General features: G+C 65.4%; 19 protein-coding genes and 1 pseudogene. 12 read left to right on the top strand and 8 right to left on the bottom strand.

What is annotated here, in order from left to right:
- Positions 1–165 precede the first annotated feature (165 nt).
- Together F5544_RS28915 and F5544_RS28920 are read left to right on the top strand one after the other, a co-directional pair.
- Positions 166–690 (top strand): hypothetical protein, encoded by a 525-nt coding sequence (locus F5544_RS28915; RefSeq protein ID WP_238846721.1) that lies wholly within the window; start codon positions 166–168, stop codon positions 688–690.
- Positions 691–802: 112 nt separating this feature from the next.
- A complete protein-coding gene (locus tag F5544_RS28920) occupies positions 803–1,159 on the top strand; it encodes a DUF2087 domain-containing protein (RefSeq protein WP_167476109.1) in 357 nt (118 codons plus the stop codon).
- 104 nt (positions 1,160–1,263) lie between these two features.
- Here F5544_RS28920 and F5544_RS28925 read toward each other — a convergent pair whose 3' ends face one another.
- The 3 genes from F5544_RS28925 to F5544_RS28935 form a co-directional block, all read right to left on the bottom strand.
- Complete coding sequence (locus tag F5544_RS28925) at positions 1,264–2,076, bottom strand: GNAT family N-acetyltransferase (RefSeq protein WP_167476110.1); 813 nt, start codon at positions 2,074–2,076, stop codon at positions 1,264–1,266.
- A gap of 191 nt (positions 2,077–2,267) precedes the next feature.
- Entirely contained in the window at positions 2,268–2,642 is a 375-nt protein-coding gene (locus F5544_RS28930; protein ID WP_167476111.1) for a hypothetical protein, read from the bottom strand.
- A 150-nt stretch (positions 2,643–2,792) separates the two neighbouring features.
- Entirely contained in the window at positions 2,793–3,341 is a 549-nt protein-coding gene (locus tag F5544_RS28935) for a hypothetical protein (protein ID WP_167476112.1), read from the bottom strand.
- A 267-nt stretch (positions 3,342–3,608) separates the two neighbouring features.
- On the opposite strand from F5544_RS28935, the gene F5544_RS28940 reads away from it, so the two are divergent.
- Entirely contained in the window at positions 3,609–4,364 is a 756-nt protein-coding gene (locus F5544_RS28940) for an ankyrin repeat domain-containing protein (RefSeq protein ID WP_238846722.1), read from the top strand.
- Positions 4,365–4,640: 276 nt separating this feature from the next.
- Here F5544_RS28940 and F5544_RS28950 read toward each other — a convergent pair whose 3' ends face one another.
- A complete protein-coding gene (locus F5544_RS28950) occupies positions 4,641–6,236 on the bottom strand; it encodes a phytoene desaturase family protein (RefSeq protein ID WP_167476114.1) in 1,596 nt (531 codons plus the stop codon).
- A gap of 439 nt (positions 6,237–6,675) precedes the next feature.
- Between F5544_RS28950 and F5544_RS28955 the strand changes: the two genes are divergently transcribed.
- Genes F5544_RS28955 through uppS form a run of 3 tightly spaced genes read left to right on the top strand, consistent with a single transcriptional unit; the run spans position 6,676 to position 11,420 of the window.
- Positions 6,676–7,299, top strand: coding sequence for a hypothetical protein (locus F5544_RS28955; RefSeq protein ID WP_167476115.1), 624 nt, complete (start codon positions 6,676–6,678; stop codon positions 7,297–7,299).
- Between the two features lie 9 nt (positions 7,300–7,308).
- Complete coding sequence (locus F5544_RS28960) at positions 7,309–9,600, top strand: MMPL family transporter (protein WP_167476116.1); 2,292 nt, start codon at positions 7,309–7,311, stop codon at positions 9,598–9,600.
- Positions 9,597–11,420 (top strand): polyprenyl diphosphate synthase, encoded by a 1,824-nt coding sequence (gene uppS, locus F5544_RS28965; RefSeq protein ID WP_167476117.1) that lies wholly within the window; start codon positions 9,597–9,599, stop codon positions 11,418–11,420. The genes F5544_RS28960 and uppS overlap by 4 nt, the downstream gene beginning before the upstream one ends.
- On the opposite strand, the gene F5544_RS28970 is transcribed toward uppS, so the two are convergent.
- From F5544_RS28970 to F5544_RS46630, 3 genes are all read right to left on the bottom strand, one after another.
- Positions 11,402–11,977 carry a hypothetical protein gene (locus tag F5544_RS28970; protein ID WP_238846723.1) on the bottom strand — a complete coding sequence of 192 codons (576 nt, stop codon included), beginning with the start codon at positions 11,975–11,977 and terminating at the stop codon, positions 11,402–11,404. The two genes, uppS and F5544_RS28970, sit on opposite strands and share 19 nt — an antisense overlap.
- A gap of 1,122 nt (positions 11,978–13,099) precedes the next feature.
- On the bottom strand, positions 13,100–13,357 hold the full coding sequence (locus F5544_RS28975) for a hypothetical protein (RefSeq protein WP_167476119.1): 258 nt from the start codon (positions 13,355–13,357) through the stop codon (positions 13,100–13,102).
- Between the two features lie 283 nt (positions 13,358–13,640).
- Complete coding sequence (locus F5544_RS46630) at positions 13,641–13,895, bottom strand: Lrp/AsnC ligand binding domain-containing protein (RefSeq protein WP_167476120.1); 255 nt, start codon at positions 13,893–13,895, stop codon at positions 13,641–13,643.
- Here F5544_RS46630 and F5544_RS46635 point away from each other — a divergent pair.
- Both F5544_RS46635 and F5544_RS28995 read left to right on the top strand, forming a co-directional pair.
- A pseudogene (locus tag F5544_RS46635) lies at positions 13,856–13,954 on the top strand (hypothetical protein); the annotation flags it as partial. The gene F5544_RS46630 and the pseudogene F5544_RS46635 overlap by 40 nt on opposite strands.
- A gap of 289 nt (positions 13,955–14,243) precedes the next feature.
- A complete protein-coding gene (locus F5544_RS28995) occupies positions 14,244–14,438 on the top strand; it encodes a hypothetical protein (RefSeq protein WP_167476121.1) in 195 nt (64 codons plus the stop codon).
- Between the two features lie 131 nt (positions 14,439–14,569).
- On the opposite strand, the gene F5544_RS29000 is transcribed toward F5544_RS28995, so the two are convergent.
- Entirely contained in the window at positions 14,570–15,181 is a 612-nt protein-coding gene (locus F5544_RS29000; RefSeq protein WP_167476122.1) for a maleylpyruvate isomerase N-terminal domain-containing protein, read from the bottom strand.
- 442 nt (positions 15,182–15,623) lie between these two features.
- Here F5544_RS29000 and F5544_RS47620 point away from each other — a divergent pair, with 442 nt between their 5' ends.
- From F5544_RS47620 to F5544_RS29020, 4 genes are all read left to right on the top strand, one after another.
- Entirely contained in the window at positions 15,624–15,983 is a 360-nt protein-coding gene (locus F5544_RS47620) for an SRPBCC family protein (RefSeq protein ID WP_203217696.1), read from the top strand.
- A gap of 10 nt (positions 15,984–15,993) precedes the next feature.
- Positions 15,994–16,662, top strand: coding sequence for a hypothetical protein (locus F5544_RS29010; RefSeq protein WP_167476123.1), 669 nt, complete (start codon positions 15,994–15,996; stop codon positions 16,660–16,662).
- Positions 16,663–16,724: 62 nt separating this feature from the next.
- The gene (locus F5544_RS29015; protein WP_167476124.1) at positions 16,725–17,018 is read left to right on the top strand and encodes a prevent-host-death protein; all 294 of its coding nucleotides are present in this window, start codon (positions 16,725–16,727) and stop codon (positions 17,016–17,018) included.
- Positions 17,015–17,443, top strand: a complete 429-nt coding sequence (locus F5544_RS29020; protein ID WP_167476125.1) for a type II toxin-antitoxin system VapC family toxin — start codon at positions 17,015–17,017, stop codon at positions 17,441–17,443. Before F5544_RS29015 ends, F5544_RS29020 begins: the two co-directional genes overlap by 4 nt.
- Positions 17,444–17,469 lie beyond the last annotated feature (26 nt).

A 17,469-nucleotide genomic window follows, 5' to 3' on the forward strand; every position in this document is an offset into this window, starting at 1 on the left:
TCGACCGCGATAAAATCAAGATCATCGGCCCTTTCCGGGCCCGCACCACGCTCGGCGTAAACCGGTGGAGCTCGATGCTCCGCATCGGCGCGCTCATCACCGCGCCGGTATTCCGATAATTCGACATTTGCCCGGTCATTCGAACAACCGATGCAAGGAGTCGACGTGGATACGAACTCGCACGACCCCGGCGCCGTCTTCCATCTGGAGTACCTATACGGCCCGCAATGGCAGAACGTCGTGGCCCTGATCGAACGCGCGGCCCAACTGACCGCCGACGAACGCGAACGGCTCAACGCGGCGGCCGCCAAGAAGATGGAGGCGGGCATGAGCGCGCTCACCGGCGCCGCCGGTCAAAGCGGACTCGGCGGGCTGGCCAACCTGCTGTCGAACCTCGGCCAATCCGCGGACAATCCGCAACCGATGCATATCGCCGCCGACACCGCCAAACAGTTCGGCCGCTCCCGCAACCTCCAACTCGCCGGACTGGTCGCCGGACAGGCCATCTCCCCCGGCTCCGGAACCGGCGATCTGGCGGCCGCCATGCAATCGCTCGGCTCGATCGGAACGCTCACCGCCGTCGGCCAGGCCGCCTCCGCCGCCGTCCTGTCCGACCTCGTCGGCCAGGGAAAATTCGACCAGAGCGTCTACGACGAGCTGATGCAGCCCTGGACCAGCGTGATCGGCTGATCCCTCGGGGGGCGAATCACCTTGTTCCGTAGCGTGATTCGCCCTCCGCCTCATCGCGTGGCCGATCCGAAATTCGTTTGCGCCGGGCGCGTCGGGGCGTGACATTGGAAGCATGAGTAAGGGAGCTGTCCCGGTTCGGCCCCGGCCCGATGGCGGTAGCGGCAGTAGCGATCCGGCCATCGACCGTCTTTATCGCGATGGCCGGTTGGTGTCGATGCCGACGATGCGGGCCCGCAATCGCATGTTGCGGGAGAAGCTGCTCAGCCACATCGCCCGCACGTCGTTCGAACCGAATGTCAGCTACTCCGAGGGACAGGTCAACCGGCGTCTGGCAGCCGTCTTCGACGATCACGTCGCGTTGCGGCGCTACCTGGTCGAGACGGGCCGCCTCGACCGCACCCGCGATGGCGCCCGCTACTGGCTGCCCGGCACCGAGCAGTCCGCCGACTCTTCGGCCGGACGCTCGTGAGATCGCTTGGCGCCCAACGGTTACGGCCCGGCCGATGTCGGGCCTTTCGGTGTCCGGCTCCCTAGGATGCGAAAGCGTGTACTGGAACTCGGGGGCGGACCGCCCTAATGGGTTGCGCCCAGCCGCATTCGGATTTGTTCTTCGACGACCTCGTAACCCAACCGCTGGTAGATACCGTTGCTCGTGGGATTCGACCGGTCGGTGAACAGCAGAACCTCATGGTTCCCGGCGTCCAACGCGGCCCGCGACACGTGGTGCGTCACCGCGGCCGCATAGCCGTGTCCACGATGTTCCGGCGGGGTGGCCACCAACCCGACCCGCACGATCCCGGCAACACTGCGCGAGAGCGAAGCGACCGACACCGGCTCCCCATCGACCTCCCACAACCAGATCCCGTTGTAGGACAGCCGCTCACCGATCTGATCGAACGCCGAGCCGTTGTCATCCGCGAATACTTTGGTGAAATCCTCCAGCACCGCCCGATCGGACTGCTGAGCGAGCCGAGCCCGCCCGGCCGTCGGGCGCGGCGCCACCAGCCCACCCAACCGGTAGAGCAACTGCTGATCGACGACCTCGGATCCGCGCCGTGCGGCCTCGGCGAAGGCCTGCACGACATCGACCGGCCCCACAACATGGTCGATATCCCGACCGGCAGCGTTCAGCACCGCGACCAACTCCGCGGTATCGGCGGCGGCAAGCCCGAACAGGCCGAGCGCGAACGGCGGGGTATGCACGATCGCTCCGCCGATCCGGTCACCGCGCGACAACCAGCCGAACAGCGGATGCTCCGGCCCGTTGCCCGCGGCAACGGTCGCGCTCACGGTCAACGCCACATTGTGTTCGGCAGGCCGGGACCGCAGAAATTCGCCGGCCGCGCCCAAGAACTCCGCGACATCTCCGGTGAAACTCCAACCCATGTCGCCCATACTCTCGAAACGGAATCGGAGGCGCATCCCAATTAATCGCGAGTTACCCACGGCAACAACCGCTTACCGGACCTACGGTTGTGCCGAACCCCGCCCGAGCACGGCAATTCCGTGATGTCGGCCGCAGAAACGCCCGCCACCAACGGAATCCGCGCGACTCGCGCTGCGGTGCCGCTCTGCGTTCAGTCGAGAGCGCGCGCGTAGCGTGTCGCAGCGAGAACCGCTTCGATATCGATGTCGAGACTCGGATCCGCGTCCTGCGCTTCGACGAACTCCAACATCACGTCGTCGAGCGTGACCTGACGAGACAACACGATGATCTCGTGTCGCACATAGTCGCTCACCGGAACACCGGACACGGCCGCCCGCAGGCACAGCCTGTTCCAGGCATCGACAGGCAGCTCGTAGACGCGGATCAAAGCCGTTACGTCCTCGTCGATCTCCGCCTGCGGGGTACGCGCGGAATTCTGCTCGATGAAGTCCACCACGTTGTCGACGGGGACGCGCCGCCTGGCCAGCGTGATCAATTCTTGTCGCACCTGCTCGACGACCGACACGCCGGTCAACCGGGCACGCCGCCGAAATAGGTTGTAGGCCGTAGCGGGAAGATCCTCGACCAAGATGGACGCCATAGAGCCACAGTAAGCACGGCAACGGTGAATCGACAAGCGAAATCACCTGCACGACAACGTGAGTCCGAATAACGGCTACCAGACCAGCGTGACGTCACCGACTCGAACGCTGCCGAAGAACCGCTTGCCCACGTCGGCGCCGTCGTAGTTGTATCCGTTCAGGATCTCCGCCAGCTCGTCGGCCAAGGCCTGCAACCTCGGGCTGACACTGTCGACACCAGAGTCGCGAGTCCATCCCCACGCCTGCGGCACGCCCTCGATGGTGATGACGATCCGCCCGTCGAACGGCGCTTCGACTGAAAAGGAAATCTCCTCGGGACAGTCACGAAGCGGGCTGATCAATGCGAGCTCGGTCGGCGCACCCGGGGCCGAGAAGGTTCGCGCGAATACGATGTCCGCACGGATCATCTCGACTATGCGCTCCAGATCCGCATGCCGACCGGCCCGATCGAATCGCGCACCGTAAATCCGTTGATCGGCCGCCCCACCCCGCATCCCGGCGCCGGATTTGGCCAAGATCCGATCGAGCATCCGCTGCGCCGCCGCACGTTCCGACACACCGGTATTGGGATGATCGATCAGCGCCCGCAACCGGGCAACACGTACCCCGAGGCCGTGTCCCATATGCCAGTCCCCCTCGCAAGATCGGTAATGCCTGACCGGAATTCCGCCAACTCCTCCGACGAGGCTGAATGCTACCGAACCCGCTCACCAACGTCTCATTACATCCGAGGGTAGATGACCGACAATTACCTTGCCGCGCAATGGAGTTGGACCCTTGTACGCAAACGCGGCACCGCCGTGCGCCACACCGGATCGCCGAGCCTACGTAGCGGGCTGACGTGTATCACTTTTGCGGGGGTGCGCGGTTGCTTGTAGGTTCTGCTTGTGATGTCGACGGCGGATGCGCCAGGCCCGATGTTGCCACACGGTGACTCGCTCGCCGTGGAGTTGACCACGGCGATCCACGGTGGCGACTTGGCCGCGCTGCGGCGACTCCTCACCGAGCAACCCGCACTCGCATCGGCTCGCTTGATCGACCGCAAAGGCGGCTCCCGCACCCTCCTGCATGTCGCGACCGATTGGCCCGGATACTTCCCGAACGGCCCCCGCATCGCCGAGTTGCTGATCGCGGCCGGTGCCGACATCGATCCGCGCGGCGCCGACGGTACCGGCGAGACGCCACTGCACTGGGCCGCGAGCAGCGACGACGCAGCCGTGGCCCGCGTCCTGATCGACCACGGCGCCGATATCGAAGCCGCCGACGGGTCGATCGGGACGCCGTTGGACAACGCGATCGGATACGGCTGCTGGAATGTGGCGCGCCTCCTGGTCGCCCGCGGCGCTCGTGTCGACAAGCTCTGGCACGCGGCAGCGCTCGGACTGCTCGACCGCCTCGAAGAACTCGCGAACACCGATCCCCCGCCGACCGCGGCGGCGCTGAATCAAGCACTGTGGCACGCCTGCGCCGGCGGCCAACGCAGGGCCGCCGAACTGGTCCTCGGGTTGGGCGCCGATCTCGCATTCACCCCCGACTACGGCCGCGGCTCAGTGCTCGATGCGGCATCCGGCCACGGCACCCAGCGCAACAACCTCATCGAGTGGCTCGAGGGGCTGGGCGTGCGCCACGCCGGCGGCGACGGCTAGAACCGGCCGGGAGCTGATCCGGCAGCCATTGCCGACTCGATCACCATGCGGGTCAACGGAATTCGAGGGCTGCACGTCGGGGACGCCTCGGCTATGCCCGCGCTCCCGCGGGCCAACGCCCCCACCATCATGATCGCTGAACGCACGGCGCACGTGATGCGCAAGGCGAGCTCCGCAGGGGTTCGCCGCCACCGGCAATCGGCAAACGGGTGGTGATGATCGAGCGCGGCGCCAGATACGGTGTGGCGCAGGGGCGCAATCTCCTGGGTTCCCGACCTAGGTGTGGACTACGGGAGTCGGACGCAGCGCCAGTTCGATCGTTTTGCGCAGGGGCGGCAGCGCGTGCCGGTCGGTCATCCATTGTCTCGGCAGGGCCCGATCGAGCGAGTGGATGATCGTCTCGGCGGCCTCCATCGCGCTGTCTGCGGCGAGTTCGGTACCGACGCCGCGTCCACCCGCCGCGTCGCCCGCGATGTACAGGCCGTCGACCGGGGTCGTGATCGACGGGCGCTTGGCGCCGACCTGCTCGGGGGTTTGGGCGGTCGAGATGAGCGGGCCGTATTCTTTGCCGCTCCAGTGTTCGAACCAGCTGCTGGTGGTGCGGTCGACGAACAGGATCTCCTCATCGAGGCCGGGAATGATCGTGCGCAGAGTCCGCAGGAGCGCGTCTTCCCATTCGGCCGGCGGGTTCTGCCAGGCGATGTCGGTCGTCGGTGTGTGGGTGCAGGCGGTGATCAGCTGGTGTCCGGGCGGGGCCAGCGAAGGATCGAAGTTGGTCGGGACGGGGGCGTAGTAGAACACGATTTCGGGAGTCCGGCCGTTGTCGAGCTCCCTGACGAGCTCCCGCTCGGTGTTGTCGTCGAATGTGTTCAGAGCTATGCCGGGGCCGATGGCGCCGATCAGGCAGCCCGAGTCGACAAGCCTGCGCTTCAGCGCGACGTTGACCTCCACGGCGCTCATCGATTGCTTGTTCTTCGCGGCGGCGTCGGTGTAGGCACTGGGCAGGACGCCGGGTTCGATCAGGTGCAGTGCGGTGGAGCGCAGGCTGGAGGTGGAGACCACGATGTCGGCGTCGACACGGGAGCCGTCGGCGAGCTGAACACCGTGAACCTTGTTGTCGGCGACCAGGATCCGCTGCACCTCGGCGCGTGTGCGAATCTCGGCACCGAGCTGCCGGGCGAGGCGGCAATAGGTGAGTGGGATCGCCTTGGCGCCGCCGGCGGGATAGCTGATCGAACTGTCGCGCAGTGCCCGCTGCGCGCAATAGATCGCCTCCCCTGCCGACATCTCCCATGAGGGGAGGACGAATGCCAGGGTGAAGATGTAGAAGAGCAGGGCTTTACTGCGCGGATTCCGGGTGAACTGCGAGATGTACTCGTCGAGCGGTCGGTGGTTCCAGGTGGCGGCCTTGGCCGGGCTCATCAGAGTGATGTCTGTGAACAACCGGCATGCCTGCACGGTGTCGGTGGGGGTGAGATTCAGTGCCCGCATGCACTTCCACCCCATCACCGGGAGCCGGTGTAGCTGGGAGGGGTAGGGGATCGACCGAACGGTGCCGTCGGAGGCCCGGTAGAAGAGTTCGAAAAGGTTGTGGGTGCTGCGGAAATCGATGGCGCCGTCGTGACCGGTGCGGCGCAGCACCTCACCGAGCGGGCCCTTGGGGCCGCGGGTGAACAGGTGGGTACTGAAATCGATCTGAAAACCCTGTTTCTCGTAGCCGGCGCAGAAACCGCCGAGGTAGTTGTTTTTCTCCAGCAGGGTCACGCGCAGCCCGGCGTGGGCGAGGAGCAGGGTGAGGGCGGTACCACCGATCCCGGCGCCGATGACAACGACATTCGGATGCGCGGATTCAGTGGGGTGGACGGTTTCCATAACGCTCGCTCCTTTTCCGGAGGTTCACGATCCGCTGGTCCGGGGTGGCGATTTCTTATACGATAGCGTGCGCGCCGAGAATTCGACGAAGATTAATAAATACGATCTCGATGGCGCTGTGGCACCAACGCTGCCGAAACCCTTGGAGCGCAGGCAAATTCAATGGTCGCAGGCTACGGCACCGCCTACCGGACGGTCGACGCAAATAGACCCGGTTGACATTGCGAATTCACATACCGACAGGATCGTTGAAAATAGAAAAATTAGATCAATAGACCAATAGGCATTGGCAACACGGGCAGCGTACGCTATTTTCTAGCTCCGAAATAGCCAGCGATCAGCAGCGCTGATCGACCGGAAATAGGCGCGATGCGAAAGGCGGCCGCGCAGAATTTATTCCGGCCGCCGACTTTTCGAATAACCCTGGAGGTGCGTTGAAATGTCTGATTCCCGAGATGCCGACACGTGCGCCGCCGAGCCGCGGCGCGCGCCGAGCCGGCGCACCATCGCCGTGTGGTCGGCCTGCGGGCTGCTGCTGTCCGGATTCGCCGGCGTGACGTATTGGGGCACTCTGCCCGCCACCTCGTCCGCCCAGGTCGCGACTCCGGTCACCGGCAACTGCAAAGGGACCGGCACGGTGTCGACGGGCGATGACCCTGGTACCGCACGTGTGGTAATCACCGGCCTGTCCTGCACCAGCAGCGACACCCGGTTCAACACCACCAACGGCACCGCCTCGGGCAATGTGAAGTTCGACCTCGTGACGAATTGCCAGAACACCGTGCTGGACACTCTCACCGGAACGTTCGACGGCACGTTCGACCTGCACAACGGGACCAGCGGTAAGGGCTCGGGAACCGGCAAGATCAGTCTGGTGACAGGCGGCGCCTCGGGCGCGGTCTCGCAAGGCTCGGCCACCGTCGACTCGGGCGGCTCGACGTTCACCGTCGGCGCAGTGGGCGGCAACGTCGCGGTGTCGGTGGCGAACCTGACCACCCTCTGCCCGGCGCCCAACGCCAGCGAGACCGGCACCGGCGACGGGACCGGGGCCGGAACCGAGTGACATCGGCGCATGACAACGACGGAAGCCGATCCGGCCGGCGAACCGGATCGGATCGGTCGCGGGCTGTTTTATCGCTGTGGCGTGACCGCGGCCCGCCACCACGGCAAGGTGCTGCTGCTGTGGTCGGTCGCCGTGTTGTGCGGCCTGATTCTGTTGCCGTTCCTGTTGGCCAGGATGGGGCCACCGCCGTTGCTCGTGTACGGATCGGAATCAGCGCGCACCAACGACGCCGTGGCCCGCAGTCTGCCGTTCCTCGGCAATGAGCAGTTTCTGCTGGTGTTTCGCTCGCAGTCGATGACCGCCGACGATCCGGTGTATCGGCAGACGGTGCGGACCGCCCTGGAGGCATTGGCGCGTCAGCCGGGAGTGACCGGGGCGCTGACCCTGCCCGACCCCACGAAATCGCCGGGCGCGCCGACATCCAACGCCGTCTACTCCGCGAACGGGTTCCCCTATCGGGACCCGCACAACATGTACGGCGTCGTCGGCGTCGTCGGTAACGAGTGGGAACTGGCGCGCCGTTTCCCGGCTCAACGTGCCGCCGCCGAACAGGCTGTCGCGCAGACCGCCGGCGATGTGGTGCATGTCTACCTGGTCGGTCGTTCACCGATCTACCATGACCTGCGCCGAGTGGAGCTGGACGAAGCCCGCCGAGTCGAGGCCGTTTCGACAGTGCTTGCGGTGGTGGTGCTGGCGGTGGGATTGGGCGTGCTGGGAACGGCCGTGGTGTCGCTGACCATGGCGGGTGCCACGATCGCGGTCACGCTGGGCGCATTCGCTCTGCTGGGGCGGGTGATGCACTGCGACATTCTGCTGTTGACGCTGGTAAGCGTTGTCGGGCTCGGGGTTTCGATCGATTACTCGCTGCTGGTGGTCAACCGCTACCGCGAGGAATTGAACAGGGGGGCCGATCGGATCCATGCCGCCGGAGTCGCGGTGGCGACCGCAGGTGCGACCGTGTACTTCGCCGGGCTGGTGGTGGTGGCTTCGGTGCTGGGTCTGGCGCTCATCCGGATTCCCGCCATCGACGAGTTCATCGTCGGCATGGCCAGTGTGATCGTGGTGGCGCTGGTGGCGGTCCTCACGCTGCTGCCCGTGTTGCTGGTGTTGTGCACCCCGCTGTTGGAGCGCGGGGTTGTGCCGGGACGCCGTGGCTCCTCCTTGGTGCTGTCCGATGAAGGGGTGTGGGCGCGGTGGGCACGGCGACTCATGCGCCGTCCGTGGCCGATCCTGATCGGGGTGGCGCTGTTCCTGATTGCCTGCGCCGCACCCACACTCGACATGCGGCTCGGCGTCGACATCCAGCGCGCCACACTTGCGCGCACCCTCTCAGGGCAGGGGATGACGGTGTTCGAACACGACTCCTTCGGCGGAGCGACGGGGGTGACCACCGTGCTCGTCCGAGGCCCCGCCGATGCCCAATCCGCTCGGGCCGATGCTCTGGTGCAGGCGCTTCGAGCCGACCCCGACGTCACCTCGGTGATCACCATCGGCGGCCGGGACGCCACCGCGATCCTGGCCATCCCGCACACCGCGGTGGATTCACCGCGCACCTTCGATCTGATCCATCGAATCCGCGGTGAGATCGTGCCGCACACCGCGATGCCCGGCACGAGTGCGCTCGTCGGCGGTACCGCGGCCATCCTCGTCGACGGTCTCGACGAGATCTCCGCGAAAACCTTGCCGGTTATCGCTGTGGTGCTGGGCATCTCGTTCGTCCTACTGATCGCCGCGTTCGGCAGCCTGGTGCTGCCGCTGAAGGCCATCGTGCTGAACCTGCTGACCCTCGCGGCCACCTACGGCCTGGTCGTGGCCGTCTTTCAATGGGGTGGCGGTGCGGCGATTCTCGGGTTCACCAGCAGCGGAATGATCCAGGCCTATCTGCCGCTGGTGATCTTCGTCATCGTGTTCGGGCTGTCGCTGGATTACGAAATGTTCCTCGTCGGGCGTATGAAGGAGATCTATCGCCGCACAGGGGACAACACCGGCGCCGTCGCGGTCGGCCTGCAACGCACCGCCCGGCCGATCGTGCTCGCCGCCGCCGTCATCGTCGTCGCCGCGAGCGGGCTGCTCACCTCGAACATTCCGGAGCTGAAACAATCCGGATTCGCGCTCATGGCAGCCATCCTGATCGATGTCACGCTCATCCGGCTCATCCTCGTCCCGGTCGCGATGCAAGTGCTGGGCCGGTGGAACTGGTGGCTTCCCCACCCGCGACCGCGACGAGCGGACAAGGGAGATGTCGCGGTGACAGCGACAACCGATACCAGCACGGCAAGACCGAAAGCCGGGGATTCATGAGGACCCGAGCTTACCGACGTCTGGGTGTCACCGATCCGCTTGTGCGGCACGGCTTCGAGATCTGCCGCAACGCCACCCGACGGACCGGGGAAATCGAGTACGCGGTCATCCAACTGCTCCCGCCCGCGGTGCGCATCGCCCTGTGGGCCATGTACGGTGCCGCGCGCACCATCGATGACCTCGCCGATGCCGACGGCCCCACCGATAACTCCCCCGGGCTGGAGGAATGGATCCAGGCGTTCGCCGCGGATTTCGAGCGTTGTACGAGTGACGATCCGGTCCGCGCCGCACTGCTGCATACCGTCCAGGCCTGGCATCTCCCCCTGGCTTGGCTGTCGAACATGTTCGAAGGACAGCGCGACGCTGCCACGGGACGGGAGTTGGCGACCTGGCAGCAGTGGTATGACTACGTCGAAATCGTCATCACACCGTTTGTGATGCAGGTCGCGTCGATGCTCGCGCAGAACGCGGGTCTTTCGGTAGCCCTCAGCTACGGAGACGGCACCATCGACATGTGGCTGAATCTGGCTCGTGCCTTCCATCTCACCGATACCCTGGCCGATCTCGGCGAAGACGGCGCTCGCGGCCGGATACGATTGCCCCTCGAGACGATGGACCAATTCGGCGTACGCCGTGACGATCTCCTGAACGGACACATCTCACCCGCACTGTGCTGTCTGGTCCGACACTTGACCGATACCGCACGGCAATGGCTGGATGCGTCCCCTGGCCTCCCTCGCATCCTGCATCCCGCTCTGGGCATCACGCTCGAATGCCATATCGGTCTGTATCGGCTACTGCTGGACACCATCGATATGCGGCTCAATGCTGCCCGTCTCCCGCCCAGGGTCACATTGCGGCCACGCGAGGTGTGGAAACTGCTGCTTCCCGCCCGCGCCCAGGCCACCGTAGCGTGGGCGCTGTTTCCCTTCCGGCTCGATCTGTTCCTGGCAGCGACCCCGGACGACCGTGATCGCCCACGCACCATCGGGGCCCCGACTCTTCATTCCGTCGATGCGCCGCGCTCGCCGCAGCACCGGCCCAACGGCCTGACATCCGCCCAAGCCCGGCAAGCCGAATTTCCCACACATGTCGCCATCATCTTGGACGGTAACGGCAGATGGGCGATACAACGTCGACTACCACGAAACGAGGGACACCGCGCCGGTATGGAGGCATTGAAGGAGGTGGTCGAGGGAGCTCTGGAAATGGGTCTTCGATATCTCACCGTCTACGTCTTCTCCACCGAGAACTGGAAGCGGCCAACCGAGGAAACCGGCACCCTCCTGCACGTGATACCGCGCGAACTACTGCATTACGTCCGGATCTGGCAGCAACAAAACGTGCGGATCCGCTGGGCAGGCCAACGCGCCGGACTTCCACTCGACACCATCAGCGCGTTGACCACGATGGTCACCCAAACCTCCCACAACACCGGGCTCACCCTCACCCTGTGCCTCAACTACGGTGGCCGCGCCGAGATCACCACCGCGGCCTCGCGACTCGCCGCCGACGCCCTGGCCGGGCGGATCGATCCGACGACCGTCACCGAACCCCAGTTCACCAACTACCTACATGTACCCGAACTGCCCGATGTCGACATCCTGCTCCGAACCGGAGCAGAGCAACGAACCTCGAATTTCCTACCCTGGCAAGCCACCTACGCCGAGCTGATCTTCATCGACACCTACTGGCCGGACTTCACCCGCCACGACCTCCAGCGAGCCATCGACTGCTACCGCCACCGGCGCCGGCGCTTCGGAGCCGCCGAAATGGCTGGTGACACCGTCGATCCCACAACTCATTCAGGTGGCGGGTGACCTCGCGCGCGGTCGCGCCCCGTGACATCGAGCGCTGAGGTCGCTATCCAGCCGGCAGCGGCCAAGACCTCCACGGCGACTTCGCGCGGCGGGCGCCGACCGTTGTCTACCAGGAAGTCCTCCACGGCCAACCGGTCCATTCGGAGGGACCACCACCGTGCTCCGGCCAGCTCGTCGTCCGGACTGAACTCCCGGCGGCGGATCCGCTCCTCGATGAGTGCCAGCGGCGCTCGCAAGCGGACCACCGTGACCCGAGCATCCGGTATCGCGGTGGCAATGGAACAGATTTCCGAGCGATGCTCTACAAGCATCTCCATCAGGAGCCGCTCGGCACCCTGGGCGGCGTAGCCGGACCACAGCGACGCCAGGTTGCGGTGCCGATGAACCGCTCGCCGATCGGGGTCGGTCAGCCCTGGCGACCAGCATCGGGCGATTTCCTCCAATACCACTGTCGCGTGGGGTATCCCGGCGTCGACCAGTACCGCGTCGGCCGCGTGCAGAACGGCACTCTTTCCTACACCGATCGGACCGGTCACCACGAGGACGGGTGTCACCACACCGAGTATCGCAGTCGCCCAGTCCAAGCGCCTGATCCGAGGCCCGCCACCGCCTGACTTTCATCCCTGAACACTTGTGCCGGACAGGTTCGCGATCCGTGCGGGCTCACCGGTCACGAGCAGGTGCGGCAGATCTCCCGAGTACTCGGTGACGTCCTGTCGTCCCGCCTCGCCGAACTGAACAGTGCCGCCGTCGATTTCGCCAAGGATGATCCTTCCCGCACTGGCCGGTCGGAGACTGCAACCGCGCGGAGTACTACACCACGACGGTGAGTTGGGACGGCACGGGATTGGTGCTCACGCTCCCCACTACCTCCCCCGCAGCCGGCATGTAGACGTCTCGGCCCACACCGGATCCGCCGCCGGCGGGCGGCGACCATGGTATTTGCAAGGTTTGGGTGAGTGATCGACCGGTTCGCAGATCCTGCATCGTGACTGTCGCCGTCACCGTGCATTGCGTGCCCGCCAACATTGAGATGGGGAAAGGCGGTGCGACGCTGTAATCCGGGGCGAACCCAACATTCATTCTGGCCTGCGGCGGTCCCCCGCCGGGAGGAAATTCCTCCCGGGAAAGCGTGGCCGCGACAGTACCTCTACACCAGGGTTGCGAGCCCTGAAACGGTGCGGGTTCGAACATTGCCTGCGTCGGTGAGGCATCGGCTACTCCCGCCGTCGACAACAGCGACACCAGCGATGCCACGGCGATCCCGCCGATTCTGACAGTGGACTTCATGATCGTCCCGTCTCCGAAAGACAGTAGTTGTTTTGGCAAATTTCCAGCTATCAGAATACGGCAAGCCGACCCGCGTTCTCAGGAGGTCGATCATGTTCGCGCGCACTACCACTTTGTCATGCGCGACCATCCGCGACAGAAGGAATCGCGGCCAATACGCACCTGGTCGCGGTATCCGGCGACCTGTTCACCGGCACCCCGACCGAACGCCTCACCTGCATGTTCGAGGTATTGCTCAACGGAATCCTCACCGCTCCGAGCCACCATCCCGCCGAGACACCCACGAACTCCGGATAGCGCTCTACGAGCCGGAGGTCGCCGAACCGATCGCGCGGACCGCCGCAACCAGAACGAAAACGGTTGTACGCCAACGGATGACAGCGTCTCGACTATCGGCCACCCTCGGCTGGCGAGATGAGATCCGGGCCACGCCGACCATCGGCGAGTTCCGGAAAGCTGCCGCGCAGTTGATCCAGACAGCGCCGCACCTCGCGAAGATCCCTTTCGAGCCGCCGCCTTTCGGTGACATGACGTGGCATGCCGCGCTTGGTCACGGTGGCCCGCAGCGCCGATTGCAATGCCGCCGCCTCCACGGTGAGCAGTTCGTGGAAGACGCGCGCCTGCGCGACATTGGATTCGTCGTGCACCCGAACACCTACTGCCGCAGCGGATCCGACGGCGTTCGCCTGCTGTACATATTTCCGTTGCCCATAATTCATCTTCCCGAACCCACCGGACAATGGTCAATCGAAAACGTTGCCGCCCCGCGCAATTGACCGCGGCAGAGCAGTCGGTCGACGTGAATCACTATCTAGTTCACCGCCGTCGATCCGCCTACCGGGCCGACAACCCAACCCGGCGAAGACTGGCGGGCGGATTCGCCTGGCGCGGTGAATCGTTCACGCCCGCGGCCGGATCGACGCGGCCCGTTCACGGTGTGCAGGATGGGGTGGTCTCGATACTCCCGATATACGCGAGCGCTCCGATCGCCCCGGTGAGAAAGTCGTACAGTGCGGCGAGATCGCTGGTGGCGACCGCCACCAGCAGATTGGACGGTTCGGTGGTCGCAGCGACGAACCGTAGCTGCGGTTGCTCGCAGAGAATACGAGCGATCCGCTCCAGCGCCCCCGGATTCACGCCGCGCTCGAAACCTGGATCCCAGAGTGCGGCGGCAGCGAATGGCACCCGCCGGGAGCTGTCGCATGAGTACCGATCCGGCGGCCGTTGTCGACTCGAGCACCATGCAGGTCAACGGAATTCGAGGACTGCACGTCGGGGACGCCTCGGTGATGCCCGCAGGCCAAAGCCGCCACCACCATGATCGCCGAACGCACGGCCCGCCTGATGCACAAGGCGAGCTGACCCGTGCGAGTGGTCAGCGACTGAACTTGGCGATCGCCGCCGCGGTGACGGGCGTGAAGAGGTTGATCAGGTTGCCATCGGGATCGCGGAGCGAATATCGCCGCCAACGCACGCGGCATTCCGGAGGGCGTGGATCGAGAGCAGGTGCGCCGGAACTGGGACCGGGTTGCGATGACACAGCCGCAGACCGCCGCGCGCGTAATTCTGCGTGGCGTGCAACGCAATCGCCCACGGGTGCTGATCGGCGCGGACGCCCGCGGGTGGGCGGCGCTGCCGTGGCTGCTCGGCCCGCGCTACCAGGATCTGGTGGTGCCGCTGTACCGGCTGGGTCGCCGCTCCGCGGCCCGGGCCGGAATCAGGATCTAACCCCGTGGATCAGACTGAACGTGCGACCCGCCACGGCTGATATCGCGTCAGTACAGCCACACATCGGACAGCAGGATCTTCTCGATGAGGCGTTCGAAACAGGTTTGAACACCCCGGGCGCGCTGGACGCCTCAGCGCATGACCGGTAGTACGGCGGCATTCGATCGCCCGGTCGCGGATTCGATGAACGCGACCGGATCGGGGACCGCCGAGAGGATTTCGGCGGTTCTGCTCAGCGCCGACGCCGGGACCGGGTCACCGCCGACGGCATCGAGCAGATCGAGCAGGTGCACGGTCGCTTCGACCAGGAAGTATTGGGTCAACGCCCCGAAACTGACGGTGCCTAGCTGTGAAATAGGATGGGCCACACCGGTATTCGGATCGAGGCCGCGAAGCTCCGCGATCAACTTCGGTGCGTTGTCGGTGAAGTGCGCGACGAGCCTTTCCGGACCGACCGCGGACGCCTGCCTCGCCGCTTCCGCGGTGATATCGGCATTCGCCCGTGCGTACCCGCCCGGCATGTTGTAGATGCGCAGGATCTGCGCCGCACTGGTCACGGCCGGTGACTCCACCCGGGAGCTCCGCAGAAGTTCGGCTCCGCGCTCATCCGGCACGATATGCGCCACCAGATCCCGCACCATCCAGCCGGGCAACCGCGTAGGCGCCGCCCACTCCTGCGTGGTCAGCAGGCCGAGCCGGTCACTCCACGCCTCGAAGATCTCTTGCAGCACAGCGCCATCCATGTCAACCCACTTCGCTCGAAGGTGAGCACGCTCCACAACCGCCGCGAGCTCATATCGAGACTCCCCCACCTCGGGGTGAGCGGACATCGCCTCATTGGTGTGATTCGATTTCACTTGGCGCAGTGCACAATTAGGCCTCCGGGATCGCACGTCTCCTCGAATACCCACCTGCGCAACCCGGTACGCCGAGCCGGGCGTCCATCGCCGCACCGACGCCTCGGCCGAGAGCATGTTCTAGAGGCCCGGCTCGCGGCGATCACCCTGATCGTGCGATGGACAACTCACACCGGCAGAACCGACTCTTGACCCGATGTCGGCCCCTTGGAATGAGTTTCAATGTCCACATACAGCTATACAGTGACCGCGCACTCGCGGGCGAACCCGCACGCCGTCTTCCTGGCGCTCATCACCGCGGCCACCTGGCCCCGGTGGTCACCGATCGATACGGTGGCGATCGGAGGGCGGCGGCGATCCCGAGGGTCGGCAGGAGGTCGGCCACACCAGGATCTTCCACACCGGCCGCGCCGTCTCCCGGGAAACCATCGACGAACTGGTCACCGACCGGCGGTTCGCCTACCGGAACAGGAGCGGTCCGTTCCGGTACTACCGAGGCATTGTCGAGCTCGCACCGAACGCACAGGGCGGCACCGATATCACCTGGTCCGGCAGGTTCGCACCGAAACTGCCGTTCTCCGGGCGGTTCTGGCGTTGGTATCTGACGCGATACATGCGGCGCATGGCCGATGGCCTCGCCCACTACGCAGCCGATTCCCAGCTGCGCAACGGGTCCGAGAAACACTGAGGAATAGACAATGCACAACGCGACATTCGGCCCCGCGCACTGGACCCCCGCCACCCGAAACGGCGAGCCGGTGCCCGATGTCTGGACGAAGGAATTGCTGCGCCGCGACCACGGCGACTCGTTCACATTGCTCCGCCTCGGTTTCGGCGCGAAGTTCGAGCTGTCCGGCTCCGCGAACGACCGGCTGCTGGTGCTGGACGGCGAATTCACCGCCGCCGACCGCGAGCAGACCTACCGCCGCGGTGCGTATTGCGCCGGAGGAGCCGACGTGCTGTCCGGCCACGCCGGATGCCTGGCCCTCGTGCTGACCGGCGACCGCCTCGGCGCGCCCGCGGCGGATGTGTTCAGCCCGGACGGTTGGCTGGAATCCGGTCCCGGCCAATGGTTCCGGCTGCTGCTCGATGTCACCTTCGACGAGCACTTCGACGAGCGCGTCATCGGCCTGTCCTACTTCGAGCCGTGTTCGACCGCACCCCGCCACCCGCACCGCACCGCACACCGAATCCTGTTCCTCGACGGCGAGGCCGACGACGAGCTGGTATTCCCGGACGGAACCCGCCGAACCGCCCACCGGATGCGCGGCGACTTCGTCGACTACCCGTACCCGATCCAACACCAGACTTTCAGCGGCACCGGTTGCACGATTCTCTTCGCGCACGAACCCATCTCGACCACGTGACATCGTCGGCCGTGCGCTCGGCTGGGTCCCGAGCCCGTACCACAGCGTGGTACAATGTACCTATGACTGCCTCTGGAATGTCACAGCCCACCGAGGTCAGCGTGCGCCAGTTCGTCAACGACTCCGGCGCCGTTACCCGCGGCCTGCGGGACGGCAAGCAATACATACTCACCATCAACGGTGAGCCGCTGGCCGAAGTGACACCCATCCGCAGACACCGCTTCGTGCCCACCAGCCAAGCCCAGGCAATGTTCGCCAACGCCCCGACACTCGACTACGCCGAACTACGACACGACTTGGACGCGGTCGTCACCGACGAACTCTCCGACGACCCGCTCGAAGGAACCGGCCTGTGAGCCGCCGCGCCAGGGGCGTGCTCGACACCGGCATCATCGCTGCCTTCTCGTTGTTCGAACCGGCCGAGCTGCCCATCGAATCCGCCATCACCGCAGTCACTTTGGGCGAACTGTCACGTGGACCGTACGCTACCGACGATCCGATCAAACGCGCTCGCCGGATCGCCGTGCTCCAACACGCCGAAGCGACATTCGGCGACGCACTCCCCTACGACAGCGAAGCAGCGCGGATCTTCGGACTCATTTGCGCCTCGGTGTATGCGATCGGCCGACAACCACGACGTCGGACGGCCGACCTCATGATCGCCGCCACTGCCACGCGAAATGGGCTGCCGCTGTACACAACCAACCCGAAGGACTTCGCGGGGCTCGATGCGCTCGTGACCATCGTTGCGGTCACTCGCCCTGATGGCGCAAGCGGCTGAACGGACAAGTCGACCCCACCGAGAAC

Source organism: Nocardia arthritidis (assembly GCF_011801145.1).
Taxonomy (GTDB): Bacteria; Actinomycetota; Actinomycetes; order Mycobacteriales; family Mycobacteriaceae; genus Nocardia; species Nocardia arthritidis_A.